This window comes from Duganella caerulea, assembly GCF_040362985.1.
Classification (GTDB): domain Bacteria; phylum Pseudomonadota; class Gammaproteobacteria; order Burkholderiales; family Burkholderiaceae_D; genus Rugamonas; species Rugamonas vulcania.
The window spans coordinates 937,323-953,541 of record NZ_BPWJ01000002.1 but is presented as its reverse complement, the minus strand read 5'-3'; the positions used below and the strand labels follow the sequence as shown (position 1 = coordinate 953,541).

General features: G+C 63.7%; 13 protein-coding genes and 1 pseudogene. 7 read left to right on the top strand and 7 right to left on the bottom strand.

What is annotated here, in order from left to right; genetic code table 11:
* Positions 1 to 303, bottom strand: a pseudogene (locus tag ACUJB0_RS09180) (TonB-dependent receptor); the annotation flags it as partial.
* A 193-nt stretch (positions 304 to 496) separates the two neighbouring features.
* The gene (locus ACUJB0_RS09175) at positions 497 to 1,993 is read right to left on the bottom strand and encodes an AMP nucleosidase (protein ID WP_161083279.1); all 1,497 of its coding nucleotides are present in this window, start codon (positions 1,991 to 1,993) and stop codon (positions 497 to 499) included.
* 144 nt (positions 1,994 to 2,137) lie between these two features.
* Here ACUJB0_RS09175 and ACUJB0_RS09170 point away from each other — a divergent pair, with 144 nt between their 5' ends.
* The 3 genes from ACUJB0_RS09170 to ACUJB0_RS09160 are packed head-to-tail and all read left to right on the top strand — an operon-like array spanning position 2,138 to position 7,571.
* A complete protein-coding gene (locus tag ACUJB0_RS09170) occupies positions 2,138 to 6,268 on the top strand; it encodes a Pls/PosA family non-ribosomal peptide synthetase (protein WP_444844944.1) in 4,131 nt (1,376 codons plus the stop codon).
* Positions 6,268 to 6,855: a 4'-phosphopantetheinyl transferase family protein gene (locus ACUJB0_RS09165; protein ID WP_444844943.1), complete on the top strand. Its 588-nt coding sequence runs from the start codon at positions 6,268 to 6,270 to the stop codon at positions 6,853 to 6,855. Before ACUJB0_RS09170 ends, ACUJB0_RS09165 begins: the two co-directional genes overlap by 1 nt.
* A complete protein-coding gene (locus tag ACUJB0_RS09160) occupies positions 6,852 to 7,571 on the top strand; it encodes a polysaccharide deacetylase family protein (protein ID WP_444844942.1) in 720 nt (239 codons plus the stop codon). Before ACUJB0_RS09165 ends, ACUJB0_RS09160 begins: the two co-directional genes overlap by 4 nt.
* Here ACUJB0_RS09160 and ACUJB0_RS09155 read toward each other — a convergent pair.
* The 3 genes from ACUJB0_RS09155 to bla are packed head-to-tail and all read right to left on the bottom strand — an operon-like array spanning position 7,568 to position 9,815.
* Positions 7,568 to 8,083, bottom strand: a complete 516-nt coding sequence (locus ACUJB0_RS09155; RefSeq protein ID WP_444844941.1) for a hypothetical protein — start codon at positions 8,081 to 8,083, stop codon at positions 7,568 to 7,570. The genes ACUJB0_RS09160 and ACUJB0_RS09155 overlap by 4 nt on opposite strands.
* Positions 8,084 to 8,112: 29 nt before the next feature.
* The gene (locus ACUJB0_RS09150) at positions 8,113 to 8,934 is read right to left on the bottom strand and encodes a hypothetical protein (RefSeq protein WP_444844940.1); all 822 of its coding nucleotides are present in this window, start codon (positions 8,932 to 8,934) and stop codon (positions 8,113 to 8,115) included.
* The gene (gene bla, locus ACUJB0_RS09145) at positions 8,931 to 9,815 is read right to left on the bottom strand and encodes a class A beta-lactamase (RefSeq protein WP_444844939.1); all 885 of its coding nucleotides are present in this window, start codon (positions 9,813 to 9,815) and stop codon (positions 8,931 to 8,933) included. Before bla ends, ACUJB0_RS09150 begins: the two co-directional genes overlap by 4 nt.
* Positions 9,816 to 9,918: 103 nt before the next feature.
* Here bla and ACUJB0_RS09140 point away from each other — a divergent pair, with 103 nt between their 5' ends.
* The 4 genes from ACUJB0_RS09140 (at position 9,919) to ACUJB0_RS09125 (ending at position 14,995) form a co-directional block, all read left to right on the top strand.
* Positions 9,919 to 11,448, top strand: a complete 1,530-nt coding sequence (locus ACUJB0_RS09140; RefSeq protein ID WP_444844938.1) for an FAD-dependent monooxygenase — start codon at positions 9,919 to 9,921, stop codon at positions 11,446 to 11,448.
* Between the two features lie 67 nt (positions 11,449 to 11,515).
* Entirely contained in the window at positions 11,516 to 13,375 is a 1,860-nt protein-coding gene (locus ACUJB0_RS09135) for a DUF885 domain-containing protein (protein ID WP_444844937.1), read from the top strand.
* 193 nt (positions 13,376 to 13,568) lie between these two features.
* The gene (locus tag ACUJB0_RS09130; protein ID WP_444844936.1) at positions 13,569 to 14,381 is read left to right on the top strand and encodes an alpha/beta fold hydrolase; all 813 of its coding nucleotides are present in this window, start codon (positions 13,569 to 13,571) and stop codon (positions 14,379 to 14,381) included.
* Between the two features lie 173 nt (positions 14,382 to 14,554).
* The gene (locus ACUJB0_RS09125) at positions 14,555 to 14,995 is read left to right on the top strand and encodes an acetyltransferase (protein WP_444844935.1); all 441 of its coding nucleotides are present in this window, start codon (positions 14,555 to 14,557) and stop codon (positions 14,993 to 14,995) included.
* A gap of 31 nt (positions 14,996 to 15,026) precedes the next feature.
* Here ACUJB0_RS09125 and ACUJB0_RS09120 read toward each other — a convergent pair whose 3' ends face one another.
* Both ACUJB0_RS09120 and ACUJB0_RS09115 read right to left on the bottom strand, forming a co-directional pair.
* Positions 15,027 to 15,419, bottom strand: coding sequence for a hypothetical protein (locus ACUJB0_RS09120; protein WP_444844934.1), 393 nt, complete (start codon positions 15,417 to 15,419; stop codon positions 15,027 to 15,029).
* Positions 15,420 to 15,674: 255 nt separating this feature from the next.
* Positions 15,675 to 16,169, bottom strand: a complete 495-nt coding sequence (locus ACUJB0_RS09115) for a hypothetical protein (RefSeq protein ID WP_444844933.1) — start codon at positions 16,167 to 16,169, stop codon at positions 15,675 to 15,677.
* Positions 16,170 to 16,219: the final 50 nt, after the last annotated feature.

The following is a 16,219-nucleotide window of genomic DNA, read 5'->3' as shown; positions in this document are numbered from 1 at the left end:
GACCTGGATGCCCGTCACGCGCTGCAGCGCTTCGACGACATTATTATCGGGGAGCTTGCCGATGTCTTCGGCGACGATCGATTCCACCACCTGGTCGCTGGTGCGCTTGATGGCCAGGCTCTTGATCAGCGACGCCTTCACGCCGGTGACCACCACGGTCGCGGCTTCGGCCGGTTCGGTCTTTGCGGCGGCCTCTTGCGCCCACACCGAGGCGCTGCTGAGCAGGCCGGCGGCGGCCAGCACGGCGACGCCGGTTTTCAGGGCAAAGCGGTGCTTCGCCTGGGACTCTACAGTCCCGGTCATTTGCTTGTTCATATGTCTCCAGTGTTATCTTTTTTATGGTTTTGCTGCTACCTCGGAATTCATCTTATGGGCTGGCAAAAAAACAAACCAATCAATTTTTTCCGGTTTTTGATATCAAAAAAGGTATCACCAAAGGCGGAGGAAACGAAAAAAAAGCCCGCACACGGCGGGCTTCATGCATTTTTTGCATGACTTACTGGAACGCGACCTCCGTGAAGCTGCGTAACTTGCGGCTGTGAAGCTTGTCCACGCCCAGCGCGCGCAGTAATTCCAGCGCCCGGATGCCGATGCGTAAATGCTGGTCAACACGCTCGCGATAAAACTGGTTAGCCATGCCGGGCAATTTGATCTCGCCGTGCATGGGCTTGTCGCTCACACACAACAAAGTCCCGTACGGCACGCGGAAACGGAAGCCGTTGGCGGCGATGGTGGCGCTTTCCATGTCCAGCGCGATCGCCCTGCTCTGGCTGAAACGGCGCTCAGGCGTGCGCTGCGGCAGCAGCTCCCAGTTGCGGTTGTCGGTGCTGGCGACGGTGCCGGTGCGCATCACACGTTTCAAATCGTGGCCGGTGAGCTGCGTGACCTCGGCCACGGCGGCCTCGATCGCCACCTGCACCTCGGCCAGCGGCGGGATCGGCACCCACAGCGGCAGGTCCTCGTCGAGCACGTGGTCCTCGCGCACATAGCCGTGCGCCAGCACGTAGTCGCCCAGCTGCTGGGTGTTGCGCAGGCCGGCGCAGTGGCCCAGCATCAGCCAGGCATGCGGGCGCAGCACGGCGATGTGGTCGGTGATGGTCTTGGCGTTGGCCGGGCCGACGCCGATGTTGACCATCGAAATGCCGGTGCCGTCGGCGCGGACCAGGTGGTAGCCCGGCATCTGCGGCAGGCGCGGCAGCGGCGCGCCGTGCGCGTCGGCCGCCTGCACCGCCTGGCCGACGCGGCGCGTGACCATATTGCCCGGCTCGATGAAGGCGATGTAGTCGTCGCCCGGCGCGCCGGACGCCTGGCCCATCAGCTCGTGGCCCAGCTTGACGAACTCGTCGATATAAAACTGGTAGTTGGTGAACAGCACAAACTTCTGGAAGTGTTCGCAGGAGGTGCCGGTGTAGTGGCGCAGGCGCTGCAGCGAATAGTCCACGCGCGGCGCCGTGAACAGCGACAGCGGCTGCGCCTCGCCCGGCGGCGGCTCGTGGGTGCCGTTGGCGATGCCGTCGTCCATCGCGGCAAGGTTGGGTAGATCAAAAACGTCGCGCATCAGCAGGCGCCGTTCCGCGCTCATATTGCCTTCGATGTGCTCGTGTTCGGCAAACGAGAAATGGATCGGGATCGGCTGCGAGCTGGTGCCCACCTCGATGCGCAGGTGGTGGCTGCCGTGGTTCTTCAGCAGCAGCTTGAACTGTTGCTGGTAGTAGCGCGCGAACAGGTCGGGCCGGGTCAGCGTGGTTTCGTAGGTGCCGGGGCCGGCCACGAAGCCGAACGCCAGCGTCGAATCGGCGCGCGCCACGGTGTCGGTATGGACCCGCACGAAGGGATAGCAGCCGCGCACGTGCTCGCCGACATCCTCGCCGGCCACAAAGCGTTTCATGGCGTCGCGCAGGTGGGCGACGTTGGCCTCGTAGATGGCCAAAACCTGTTCATAAGCGGCAATCGGATCGTCAAATTGCATGGGGGCGATAAACGGACGGTTCATTGACATGCGGCTCCTCTGTGACACAGGAAAATCTCCCTATATTTCCCATTGTAAAGGCTGGCAGCGGAACTTGCATTCTTCCTCTATTGGAACGCACATCCGTACCGTACAATGACACCCGCCAACACAAAATAAAGTACCAGCATGAACGACCCAGTATCGCCGCACATTCCGCAATCGCATCCGGACATCCTTTACGGGAAGCCGCAAGGGGAGCTGCTGCGCGAGGAAATCCTGGCGGACCTGCTGGAAGCAAGCGCCGCCCGCACTCCCGACCACACCGCACTGATCTTCGGCGCCCGCAGCCTCAGCTATAGCGAACTGAACGCCCAGGCCGACCTGGTGGCCGCTCGCCTGATCGACGCCGGCGTGCGGCCGGGCCAGATCGTCGGCCTGTGGCTGCCGCGCGGCATCGAGCTGCTGGTGCTGCAGGCCGGCATCGCCAAGGCCGGCGCGGCCTGGCTGCCGGTCGACGAGGACATCCCGGTCGAGCGCCTGCAAGTGTGCCTGGACGACGCCGACGGCGCCGGCGTGCTGACCTGCGCCGCCTTCGCGCCGCGCCTGGCCGCGCTGCCCACCTTCGGCCGTCCCGTGTGGACCGCCGAGGCGCTGCTGGCCGCGCCGCCGGCCGGCGCGACGCTGTCGCGCCGCGGCGCGGTCTCGCCCGACGTGCCGGCCTACGTCATCTACACCTCCGGCTCGACCGGCAAGCCGAAAGGCATCCTGATCACCCAGCGCAGCATCTGCCACTTCCTGCGCAGCGAGAACGCGGTGCTCGGCGTGACCGCGCAGGACAAGGTCTACCAGGGCTTCTCGGTGGCCTTCGACATGTCATTCGAAGAGATCTGGATCGCCTACCTGGTTGGCGCCACGCTGTGGATCGGCCCCAAGGAAATCAGCGGCGACCCCGAAACGCTGCCGCGCATGCTGGACGAGAACCAGGTCACGGTGCTGCACGCGGTCCCCACCCTGCTGGCGCTGTTCAATCAGGAAGTGCCCAGCCTGCGCCTGATCAACCTGGGCGGCGAGATGTGCCCGGAATCGCTGGTGGAGCGCTGGTCGCGCCCCGGCCGGCAGATGTTCAACACCTACGGCCCGACCGAGGCGACGGTGTCGGCCAGCCTGGCGCGTTTGCAGCCCGGCCATCCGGTCACCATCGGCACGCCGCTGCCCAACTACGGCCTGCTGGTGATCGACACCAGCACCGAACCGGCCATCGCGGCGGCAGCCGTCGCGCAGGGTCCCGACGCGCCGGCCGGCATCGACGCCGACAACCCGCTGGCGCAAGCGGCCGTGGCGCCGCACGAGCCGGCGCTGCGCCTGCTGCCGCGCGGCGAGATCGGTGAGCTGTGCATCACCGGCCCTGGCCTGGCGGCCGGCTACCTTGGCCGCCCCGACCTGACGGCGGAAAAATTCCTGGTCAATCCATGGTCCAGCGGCGCGCACGACGCACGCCTGTACCGCACCGGCGACCTGGCCCGCATCGACGCCGACGGCGAGGTGCTGTGCCTTGGCCGGGCCGACGACCAGGTGAAGATACGCGGCTTCCGCGTGGAGCTGGGCGAGATCGAAGCAGTGCTGGCGCAGCAGGAAGGCGTGGGCACGGTGGCCGTATTGCTGCGCAAGGACGACGGCATCGACCAGCTGGTGGCCTACATCGTGCCCGAAGCCGGCGCCACATTGGACGCCAAGACACTGCGCGCCAGCCTGGCCGCCACGCTGCCGCCGTACATGGTCCCCGGCCGCTACGAAATGCAGGAAGCCATGCCGCGCCTGACCTCTGGAAAAATCGACCGCAAGGCGCTGAAGGCCATGCCGCTGAGCGCCCCGCCGGCCGGCGGCAACGAGGAATCCGACCTGCCCGAAACCCCGGCCGAGGAAGCGCTGTTCGCCGCGCTGGCCGCGCTGTTCCCCGGCCAGCCGGTGCTGCGCCAGGCCGACTTCTTCACCGACCTTGGCGGCCACTCGTTCTTCGCGGCGCGCCTGGCCTCGGCCCTGCGCGCCGATCCGCGCTTCGCCCACGTCACCGTGCGCGACATCTACCAGCAGCGCCAGGTCGGCAAGATCGCCCTGGTGCTGGCCGACGCGCCCAAGGCCGCCGAGGCGGAAGCCGACTGGACGCCGCCCTCCTCGCTCAAGCGCTGGACCTGCGGCGCGGCGCAACTGGCCGCGATGCCGGCACTGGTGGCGCTGCGCATGGCGCAGTGGCTGGCGCCGTTCTTCACCTATCACTTCTTCACCGGCGATCCCGGCGACTCCGTGGCGCGCGCCATCACCGCCTCGGTCGGCGTGTTCCTGCTGGCGACGATCGGCGAATTCGGCATCGCCATCGCCGGCAAATGGCTGATCGCCGGCCGCCTGAAGGCTGGCGACTATCCGCTGTGGGGCATCACCTACTACCGCTGGTGGCTGGCCGACCGGCTGGTGGAAGCGGCGCCGGCCTACCTGCTGAGCGGCTCCTCGCTCAACGCCTGGTGGCTGCGCGCGCTGGGCGCCAAGGTGGGCAAGGACGTCATCATCGGCTCGATGACCCTGCGCTCACCGGACCTGCTCAGCATCGGCGACAACGTCAGCATCGGCAACGCCGTCAACTTCGAAAACGCCCGCGTGCAGCGCGGCCGCCTGCTGCTGGGCCAGATCACGCTGGAAGACGACACCTGCGTCAGCTCCTTCGCCGTCATAGAGGGCAATACGCATATCGAAGCGCTGGGCCACCTGGAAGGCCAGTCGGCGCTGGGCGACGGCGCGCGCGTGCCGGCCGGGCGCGTCTGGGCCGGCTCGCCGGCGCGCGACACCGGCGCCTTCGACACCACCCGCCTGCCACCGCGCCCACAAGCCAGCGCCGCGCGCAGCCTGGGCGAAGGCTTGTTCTTCGTCTTCGGCATCCTGCTGATCGTCACGCTGTTCTTCATGCCGGTGTTCCCGAGCTTCGTGCTGATCGACTGGTTCGATGAACAGGGCTGGCTGCCGTGGATACAGGGCGACGACGTGCGCATCCAGCTGCTGCGCTACTTCCTGCTGGCCTTCCCCGCCAGCACGGTGCTGATCGTGTTGACCGCACTGCTGTCGGCCGGCATCCGCTGGAGCGTGCTGCCACGCCTGCAGCCGGGCCGCTCGGCCATCCATAGCAATACCTACTGCGCCAAGTGGCTGGTGAGCCAGATCCAGGAATCGAGCCTCAACGTCCTGCATGGCATTTACGCCACCGTGTTCGCGCCGTACTGGTATCGCCTGCTGGGCGCCAAGGTCGGCAAGGACGCCGAGATCTCCACCGCGCTGGGCGTGGTACCGGACATGCTGACCCTGGGCGACGAAACCTTCATCGCCGACGCGGTCATGCTGGGCGACGAGGAGATCGACGGCGGCTGGATGATCATGAAGCCGACCGTGATTTCGCACCGCAGCTTCGTCGGCAACGGCGCCTACATCCCGGACGGCACGGTGCTGCCCGAGCATGTGCTGATCGGCGTGCACTCGCGCGCGCCGGACAACGAGCAAATGAAGAGCGGCGACACCTGGCTAGGCTCCCCGCCGATCAACCTGCCCGCGCGCGAGCAGACCAGCGGCTATCCTGAAAACCTGACCTTCCATCCGTCGCCCTTGCGCCGCCTGGGCCGCGGCCTGATCGAAGCGTTCCGCATCGTCGCGCCGCATGCGCTGGTGATCGCGGTCGGCTACACGCTGGTGCTGGCGGTGATGCCGGCCGCCGGCGCCGGGCGCTGGGCCGAGGTGACCTGGGACCTGACCTTGGCGGGCCTGGGCTACGGCATCGGCAACTACATCTTCGTGGTGCTGCTCAAATGGCTGCTGATAGGCCGTTACCGCAAACAGTCGGAGCCGATGTGGACACCGTTCGTGTGGCTGTCCGAAGGCGTGACCAATCTGTACGAAGGTATCGCCGTGCCGAACTTCATGCGCTACCTGCGCGGCACGCCGTGGCTGCCGCTGGCGTTCAACATGCTGGGTTCCCGCATCGGCAAGGGCGTCTACCTGGACACCACCGACATCACGGAATTCGACTGCGTCCACATCGGCGACCACAGCGAACTGAATGCGCTGACCTGCCCGCAGACCCACCTGTTCGAGGACCGCGTGATGAAGATCGACCGCGTCACCATCGGCAAGAACGTCTACATGGGACCGCGCAGCGCGGTGCTGTACAGCGCCGTCGTCGGCGACAACGCCCGCCTCGGCGCGCTGACGCTGGTGATGAAGGGCGAGCAGATTCCCGCCAATGGCTACTGGGCCGGCTGTCCCGCCGCGCCGGCGCGATGATGGAGCTGATCGTCCATCCCTGGCCAGGGCCCGTGCCGACGCCGCAGGACGGCGTCGTGGCGATATCCATAGCGGTCGCGCACGACATGCCGCGAGCGCACCAGCGGGCTGAAATCCGACATGCGATAGCTGACGTGCTGGCCGCGCTGACCGGCAAGCCAGCGGCAAGCTTCGGCATCCACTCGCTCCCTGGCCATCCGCTGAAAGTCGTCGTGGACGGACATGACAGCGATATCGGCTGCTCCTTCAGCCACGAGGATGGATGCTCTATCGCCGCCATCAACCTGCACGGTGCGGTCGGCGTCGACTTGATGCGCATTTATGAAGTATTCAACTGGCAGGCCGTGGCGCGCGACTATCTCGGCCCGGAGGCCTGCGCCGCGCTGGCCGCCACGCCCGCCGCCGACAGTACGCTGGCGTTCGTGCTGGCGTGGACCCGGCACGAGGCCACGCTCAAATGCCACGGCATTCAGCTTGTCGAATGGTCGGAGGATCTTGCGGTGCTGGCGACGGTCACGGCGTCCACCATGCTGCCGAATAATCTGGTAGCCTCGTTGGCACTCCCACTTCAGGATCAAGCACAATGAGAATCGCGATAGCAGGCCTGCTGGTCACGCTGACCGGCTTGGCCCATGCCGCCGACTGCGGCCCCGACAAGCTGGGTACCGCCCGCACCCTCACGCTCAAGCGCGAGGCCGCGCTGTACGGCGCGACGCAGCATGCGCCGCTGCCGCTGCAAAAGAACGAAATCGTACTGACCTTCGACGACGGCCCGCAGCCGGAAACCACGCCGCTGGTGCTCAAGGCGCTGGCGGATCAATGCGCGCGAGCCACGTTCTTCATGGTCGGCACCAATCTGGAGAAATCGCCCGAACTGGCGCGGCGCGTGGTGGCGGAAGGCCACTCGACCGGAGTGCACAGCCAGACGCACACGAACCTGACCACGATGAGCGAGCCGGCGCAGCTGGCCGATCTCCGCCAGGTGCAGGCGGCCTACCAGGCGGTCTTCGGAAAGGCCACGCCGGCCTACCGCTTCCCTTACCTGGCCGAGTCGCCAACCACGCTGGCCGCGCTCAAGGACGCCGGCATCACCGTGATGTCGATAGACCTCGGCATCAACGACTGGCTGCCGGAGGACACCACGGACATCCTGGTCGAACGCCTGGCCAAGAGCCTGGACACCACCGGCGGCGGCATCCTCCTCATGCACGACGTGAACGTGCCGACCGCAAAAGCGCTGCCGTCGCTGCTCAAACTACTCAAGCAGCGCGGCTACAGCATCGTCCATCTGGAGTGGAATTAGGCAGGAGCGTCAAGGAAGAAGATGGCGGTCAGCTTGGCCGGCGTCTTCTCGGTGGGCTTGTCGATCTGGACCTGCGCGCAATCCTCGGCCACCAGGCTGCGCCAGTTGCCGACGCCGGCGGCGGAGAAAATCGTATGCGCCTTGGAGCTCATGCTCATGTCGATCGCCAGGCGCGCATTGCGCTCGCCGGTCTTGGCGTAGTTCACGCCGCGCAGTTCGATGCCATAGGCCGCCAGCCAAGGCTCCCACAGGCCCGACTCCACACCCTGCACGATGCGGTTCAACATGACCTCCAGCGCCAGGCCCTTCTTGACCGTGGCGCGCAGCACCTGCAGCGAAGGCGCATGGCGCGCATCGGTACTCTGCTTGCCGGCGCCGCTCTCGGCGATCGCCTTCGCTTCCTTGGAAAAGGCCGCGTCGCGCTCCGTGTAGTCGCGCATGCGCGCATAGAAGTCGGCGTTCAGGAAAGGATTCGCTACCCGGCCCGCAGGCGCTTGTTTTTGGTTCGTCATGATCAGGCCTTAAAGTGTAAGGCCGTAGTTTAACACCCGCCAATGCGTTTCAATGAGCACCAGGCGACACACCAGGTATCGGTTTCGTGATTGCCCAACGTCGATTCATACATTCCAGGCTCAAGCCAAAGCCGTGCACCGCTACCGCTGGTGGCCATATCCAGCAATTTGCAGTCCCGCTCCGCGTTGAGAATGTCCTCATTCAGATCGTCCGCACTGTTCGGCGACCAGGCTACCACCACAGGCCCGCCGGAGATGCAGTAACGCTGACCCGATTCGCCGGACGAAAAAATCTGCGATTGCGCATATTGATAGCCATCCGCCACGGCCGCCTCGTCATCCGCGAATTCGACTTGCGCCAAGTGTACGAGTCCGCGCTGCGGATCGGTCGCGATACGAACCCAGCCCGGCGCAACGCTCCAGAAATAGGCCGAGCGGCCGTCAGCAAAGGCATGCACAGCTTCGTTATCGAGATGGCGTATCATCCGGTCGTACTCGCTGGACGGCGATAACTCCGCGTTCAGCTTACGGCCATCCGGGCGCGTGGCGACCCACGTGACGCCGCGACGGTCGATCGTCGTTTCCGGCCAAAGCGACTCGACCGTCTGCATCAGTTGGTCGCGCAATGCGGCGGGGTTGGCGCTGCTGATGTATTGATGCCCTGCCGGACCATCGGGCTGGAATTCCAGCGGCAGCTCGGACGTGAACTGCGACCAGTAATGCAGTTCGTTCGCCTGTTCGCAACCAAATGGTTCTGCGCCCCGCCACTGTAAGAAGTCCTCGACGTTCGCGACGACGACCGGGCCGCCTTCGCACTCTATCTCTTCCACCCAAGGGTTCATGACGATCAAGCCCTGAAGGCTTCGACGACGATCCTGGTCGCCTCGGCGATGACTTCGCTGCGCGCCTTGTCGTCCTTGCCCGGCTGGGTGAAGTAAACCACCAGCGCCACCGGCGCCTTACCCTGCAGCCAAATGACGCCGATATCGTTGGTGGTGCCGTAGTCGCCGGTGCCGGTTTTATCGGCCACCTGGCTGCCGGCCGGTACGCCGGCGCGAATGCGGGTGTCGCCGGTGGTGTTCCCCAGCATCCAGTCCTTGAGCTGCTTGCGCTGCACTGCGCCCAGGCCATCGCCCAGCACCAGCTTGTGCAGCGACTCCACCATCGACGCCGGCGTCGTGGTGTCGCGCGGATCGCCGGGCAGCGCGGTGTTGAGCTCCGTCTCCATGCGGTCCAGGCGGAATTCCATGTCGCCGATCGAGCGCGCGAACGCCGTCACCGCGGCCGGCCCGCCGATCTGCTTCATCAGCAGGTTGGCCGCCGTGTTGTCGCTGGTCTGGATGGTCGCCTCGCACAGCGCCGCGACGGTCATGCCCCGGCCGATATGCTTTTCGGTGACCGGAGAATAAGTCACCATGTCCGCCTTCGAATACCGCACGTGCTTCTTCAGCAGCGCCGGCCCCTTGGCCAGCACCGCCGCCGACAGCATCATCTTGAACGTGCTGCAGAACGGGAAGCGCTCATCGGCGCGATGCAGCAGGCGGCGGCCGTCGGCCGTGTTCATCGCGGCCACGCCCAGCCGGCCGCCGGAATCGGTCTCCAGCTTGGCCAACAACGCCGCCGCCGACAGCGGCATGGATGACGGCGCGTTGTCCAGCAGGTCGGCGGCGTTGGCGAAAGGAGTGACGGCAAGCGCCAGCAAGAGGGTACGGCGAGTGGCGGAAACGGTCATGGGCATAGGTGCAAGTTAAACAATATTTGCATCTTACCAGCCGTTTCTTAAGCCCGTATTCAATCGAACGCACCCCGTCCTGCGGCGGATGTAGACTCATTATATGGCTCCTCAAGTCCTCATCGTCGGCGCCGGTCCCACCGGCTTGGTGCTCGCCATCTGCCTGGCGCGGCATGGCGTCGCCCTGCGCATCATCGACAAGAACAGCGGCCCAGGCCAGGCTTCGCGCGCCATGGCGGTGCATGCGCGCACGCTGGAGTTCTACCGGCAGCTGGGCTTCGGCGATGTCGTCGTCAACCTCGGTATCAAGGTCGAAGCCATCCACCTGCGCGAAGGCGGCGAGGATGTGATCGAGCTGCCGTTCAAGGACATCGGCGCGGGGCTCAGCCCCTACCCCTTCGTGCTGGCCTTCCCGCAGGACGACCATGAACGCTTCCTGGTCGAGCAGCTGAAGGCGCTCGGCGTGGAGGTCGAATGGAACACCGCGCTGGTATCGTTCACGCAGGACGAATGGGGTGTGCGCGCCATGCTGGAGCGGGACGGTACTCATGTGGCCTGCAACAGCACCTACCTGTGCGGATGCGACGGCGCCCATAGCCGGGTGCGCGAATCGCTCAAGCTGGATTTCGCCGGCGGCACCTACGACCATCTGTACTACGTGGCCGACGTCAAGACCTCGGGTCCGGACAACCGCGACCTGGTCGGCCATATCAGCGCCAACACCTTCGCGCTGATGCTGCCGGTGCGCTCGCGCGGCATGCAGCGCCTGATCGGCATCATGCCGCCGCAGGCGGAGGCCACGGCGGAGCCGGGGTTCGAGGACGTCCGCCCGGTGCTGGAGCCGCTGCTCGGCATCAAGGTGGAACAGGTCAACTGGTTCTCCACCTACCGCGTGCATCATCGCGTGGCGTCGCAGTTCCATTCCGGCCGCTGCTTCCTGAGCGGCGACGCCGCCCACGTCCACAGCCCCGCCGGCGGCCAGGGCATGAACACCGGCATCGGCGACGCCATCAACCTGTCGTGGAAACTGGCCCAGGTGCTGCAAGCCCGCGCCGATCCCGCGCTGCTCGACACCTATCAGGCCGAACGCATCGTCTTCGCGCGCAAGCTGGTGGCGACCACCGACCGCGTGTTCCAGCTGGTGGTGTCGCAGGGCGCCAGCGGGCAGCTGCTGCGCAAATGGCTGGTGCCGCACCTGCTGCCCATGCTGGCCGGTTTTGCGGCCGCGCGCCGCACGGCGTTCAAGACCTTGTCGCAAGTGCAGATCCATTATCCCGACAGTCCCCTGAGCGCGGGCCGCGCCGGCGACGTGATCGGCGGCGACCGTCTGCCGTGGGTACCGCAGGCGGACGGCGGCGACAACTTCGAAGCGCTGCAATCGCTGGAGTGGCAGCTGCACGTCTACGGCACGGCCTCGCCCGCGCTGGACGCGACGGCATGCGGGCTGTCGCTGCCGCTGCACGTCTATCCGTGGACCGAGGCGGCCGCTGACGCCGGCCTGCTGCGCGACGCGGCCTACCTGATCCGGCCGGACATGCACGTGGCACTGGCCATGCCGCGCCAGGAACTCGACACCCTGCACGACGTGGCGGCGCGCCACCACTTGCGATTCGCCCACCGCAAAAATGATTGACACGCTTCCCGGCATCAGGCTAAGGTCGTCACCGCACGAATTTTTCGCCAGCCGATAAAAGGAAGCCATGAACCACCAGCCCCAGAATTTCTCCCGCCGCCAACTGCTGTTGTCCGCGCTGTCCGCCGCCACCGTCACCGCGCTGCCCGGCTTCGCGCTGGCGCAGGCCGCGCCGGCCGACGCCAAGTTCTCCACGCTGCTGGAGAACTTCGCCGACGAAATTCTGCGGCTGTCGCCGACCAGCGCCACCTCGCTGGGACTGGACAAGGACGCGCGCGCCGGCCTGAAATCGCGGCTGGACGACCTCTCGCCCGCCGGCGATGCCGCTTGGGCCGCGCAGGTCAAGTCCATGCTGGAGCGCCTGTCCACGCTGGACCGCGCCGCCCTCGGCGCCGACGCGCAACTGCGCTACGACACGGTGCGCTATGCCGCAAACGAAGGCGTGGCCGGCTTGCGCTTCCCGTTCGGCGGCGCCGCCAGCGGCTTCTTCGGCGGCACCGCCCCCTTCCCCGTCACCCAGCAGGACGGAGCGCTGACCCGCATCCCCGAATTCCTCGACTCGCAGCACCAGATCGCCAACGCCGCCGATGCCGAGGCCTATCTGGAACGCGTGGCCGGCATGGCGCGCATGCTGGACCAGGAGACCGCCCGCATCGTCGAACAGGCAGGCCACGGCATCATGCCGCCGGACTTCATCGCCCGCACTGCGCTGGGCCAGTTGAAAGACTACCGCAAGACCGCCGTCGCCGCGCAAAAGCTGGTGACGTCGATCAGCGAGCGCACCGCGAAACTGGGCATCGCCGGCGACTGGAACGCGCGCGCGGCCAAGCTGGTGGACGGCATGGTCTATCCGGCGTTGGACCGGCAGATCGCCGCCTTCGCCAAGGCCACCGCCAAGGCGACCAGCGTCGCCGGCGTGCACCGCCTGCCCGATGGCGCGGCGTACTACGAATGGGCGCTCAAGCTGGGTACCTCGACCAGCCATACCGCCAAAGAGATCCACGCGATCGGCCTGGAACAGAACAAGCAGCTGCAGGCGCGCATCGACACCATCCTCAAGGCGCAGGGCATCACGCACGGCACGGTGGGCGCGCGCCTGACGGCGCTGGCCAAGGACCCGAAGCGCTTCTATGCCGACAACGACCAGGGCCGCGAACAGCTGATCGCCTACTGCAATGAGCGCATCCAGGCCGTGCGCGGCCTGATGCCGAAGATCTCGCACATGGATTTGAAGGTGCCACTGCAGGTCAAGCGCGTGCCCGCCGATATCGAAGCGGGAGCGGCGCTGGGCTATATGAACTTCGCCTCGCTGGACGGCTCACGCCCTGCCATCTACTACATCAATTTGAAATCGACCAAGCTATGGCCGAAATCCGAGCTGGCCACGCTGACCGCGCACGAAGGCCTGCCGGGCCACGCCTTCCAGGGCGCCTACCTGGCCGAGCACCACGACGAGCTGCCGCTGATCGCATCGCTGATGGGCTTCAACGCCTTCGTCGAAGGCTGGGCGCTGTATGCGGAGCAGCTGGTCGACGAATTCGGGTTGTACGCCAACGATCCGTTCAGCGAGATCGGCTATCTCCAGGCGCAGCAGTTCCGTGCGTGCCGGCTGGTGGTCGATACCGGCATCCACGCGATGAAGTGGACGCGCCAGCAAGCGATCCGCTTCCTGGTCGAGAACACGGGTCGCGGCCTGCAGGCGATGACGAGCGAGATCGATCGCTATTGCGTGTCACCGGGCCAGGCGTGCGGCTACAAGATGGGCCACAACGAAATCCTGCGCCAGCGCGAACGCGCCAAGGCCGCGCTGGGCGGCAGCTTCGACTTGGCCGCATTCAACGATGCGCTGGTGCAAAGCTGCGGCGTGCCGCTGACCGTGCTGCCGACGGTGGTGGACCGCTACATGAACGGCGCGAAGAAGGCCTGAGTTGTAGTAGCTCAGGTTTGACTTCGAACCTGAATAAGGTAATGCGGCAGGCGTCGGTCACGCTCGTCGCTGTAACTGAGCGTTGACGCCGGGCGGTTTGGTTGATAGGATGTGGCTACTTTGAAAACGCCCTCCCGGTGACCCGGCGAGGGCGTTTTATTTTGGTTCCACTCACAACGAAAGGAACCATCATATGAAACTCGAAATCCAAGGCAGCACTGGCTCTGCGACTGTTCTCGGACACGTTCGCTACGGACGCGGGCCCGTCAACGTACTTGTTTTGCACGACTGGCTAGGCGATCACACCAACTACGACGAACTGATGCCGCTGCTGGATGGCAGCGCATTCACTTACGTGTTTGCCGATCTGCGGGGCTATGGCTTATCGATTGATTTGTCACCCACATGCACCGTCGATGAAATTGCGTCGGATTGTCTGCGACTCGCGGACACCCTAGCTTGGCGTCGTTTCCACGTTTTGGGCCATTCGATGACTGGAATGATTACCCAGCGTCTCGCTGCGGTAGCGCCTGGACGCATCGCTAGTGCGATCGCCGTTTGTCCCATCTCTGCCGCTGGGAACCGCTTAAGCACCGAGGCATTTGCGTTCTTTGCCGACACGACGCACAACGATAACGCCTTGTGGAGGCTGTTTCAATACGTCACAGGACTTGGAGCAGTATGGGCTGAGCGCAAGGTTAGGCAGAACCGCATGACGGTAGCGCCGGGTTGCAGGATGCGCTATCTCGACATGCTTGTGAATGCGGACTTTGTCGACCAGATACAAGGGCTTACCACGCCCTTCATGATACTCGTGGGCGATAAGGATCCGGGACTTGAAGCGTCGACCATGGAACGTACGTTCCTCGCGTGGCATCCGAACGCGACGCTGCACGTGATTGCCAACAGTGGGCATTACCCCATGCAAGAGTGCGCGCCGTATTTTGCCAAGGTAATTGAAGACTTCCTCAGCCGGCATGCCGACAAAACCTTCTCTGGTGCATAACAAACCTGACGGAGACGGTAAGGACGCTCACAGTTCTGGTATGGGGCAGGCCCGGATGGCGAAGTTTTGGGCTTCCGCCCCGTTGCCATCATTAACTTATGAGCTTTGCCGCTCTTGGGCGGCATTTCCGATGCTAGAATGTTCCCGCTTTTTCTAACGCCTACGTCTACATAATGACTACTATTCGACTTTCTCGTCCTGAAGAAGGCATGCGCGCTGTCGAAATCTGGCGCAGCGCAGTGGATGCCACACATGATTTCTTGACGCCAGAGGACCGCCAAGCCATTGAGGAACTGGTTTGCGATTTTCTCCCTAAAGCTGCGCTCTGGTTCGCAGTGGACGCTAACGATTATCCTCAAGCGTTCATGCTTATTGATAACGGCCACATGGAGGCACTATTCGTTGACGCTACCGTCAGAGGACTGGGCATTGGTGCGGCTCTAGTCCGTCACGGCCTAACGCTCCATCCCGCAATGACAACGGATGTCAATGAGCAGAACAGTCAAGCTATTGGATTTTACGAAAAAATGGGCTTCAACCGGACAGGCCGCTCTCCACTGGATGGACAGGGAAAACCTTATCCACTAATTCACTTGGCTCACAACAGTTTCTGAATGTCTGCTGTTGGGTGAATGTGCAGGCCATTTAGACTGGCGAGTACTCTGCGACCAAGGGCGACAATCCTTCGTCAGAAAGCAATGCAGCTGAAAATACCGCCAATCCGAAATATAAACCTGTGCTGCCCTCCCAAGATACGAACCAAGCAATTAAGCCTGCCATTGCCAAAACAACAAGTGCCACTAACGTAAAACCGTTTACCCATGCTGATGAATCAAAGACTGGAAATTTTTTCTTTCTCAGGCATGTAATTAAGAGTCTCGCGGTCTCCTTTCCGAACAGCGCATATGTGCCGATAAAGAATCCAGCAAGAAACTTATGCAGAGGAGAACCATTTGCGGCAATCACTGAATTTAGAAGCCCAATACATAGAAGAACAAGAGTCATATGGATAATGACAAACCAATAGGCACGTTTCATTTTTTATCCAATAGCAGGGTCAAATATATAATTAACGAGGTAGCACACCGACGCGTGCAGGCATCGATAGCGGTTAAAAAATGCGAATAAAGCACGCCAGTCCGTTGGATGTCTGCTTTTGGCCGTTTGCGACCGATTAGGAAAACGAACCCATACTCAGGCCTTCAATCTTTCATATCTTAAGCAGGGGCCGAGTGAATAGCTCTTCATTGCTGCCAACTGCTGCGAACAAGTTCCTGCGACTGCTGCTGGCGGTCATCGGCATTGTGCCTGGATATCCTGAGCGAAGCCGGGAAACTCGGCCCGAGCGTCTTGCAGCACCTGCGCAGCTGTGCGAGCGGGAGCGGAATTCCTCAAAGCAAACGCCTCCAATTTGGACTGTACTACACGCGGCGCATCCGGAAATAACGTCGCTTCGGAAGGCCCCAATCCCGCAGCAAGAAGCCAAAGGTAATCGTAGAAATTGCGAGCCAAGATTGCAGTCTCGCCTTCAGACCCCATGAACGCAATCGGTTGCGCCAACAAATCAGGAGTATCTCGCACGGTCCAAAATGCGGCGTAACCGCCGGAACCGTCCTGGCCAAACACACGGAATTTTGTTGCATCGGCGCTCGGATTACCGGTCCAAGCCTTGAACCAATGTGCCGTTTCGTCAGCAGATAGAAACTCGTCATACGGCTCGAAGTCAATGCCATCTCCATCGGCGTATTCATATGGCAGCTGATTTGCTTGCCTCACCAGCTCTGGCAAAGGTTCTCTAACACACGACGACATTTATGCTCCAGTTTAACTTGGGGGCT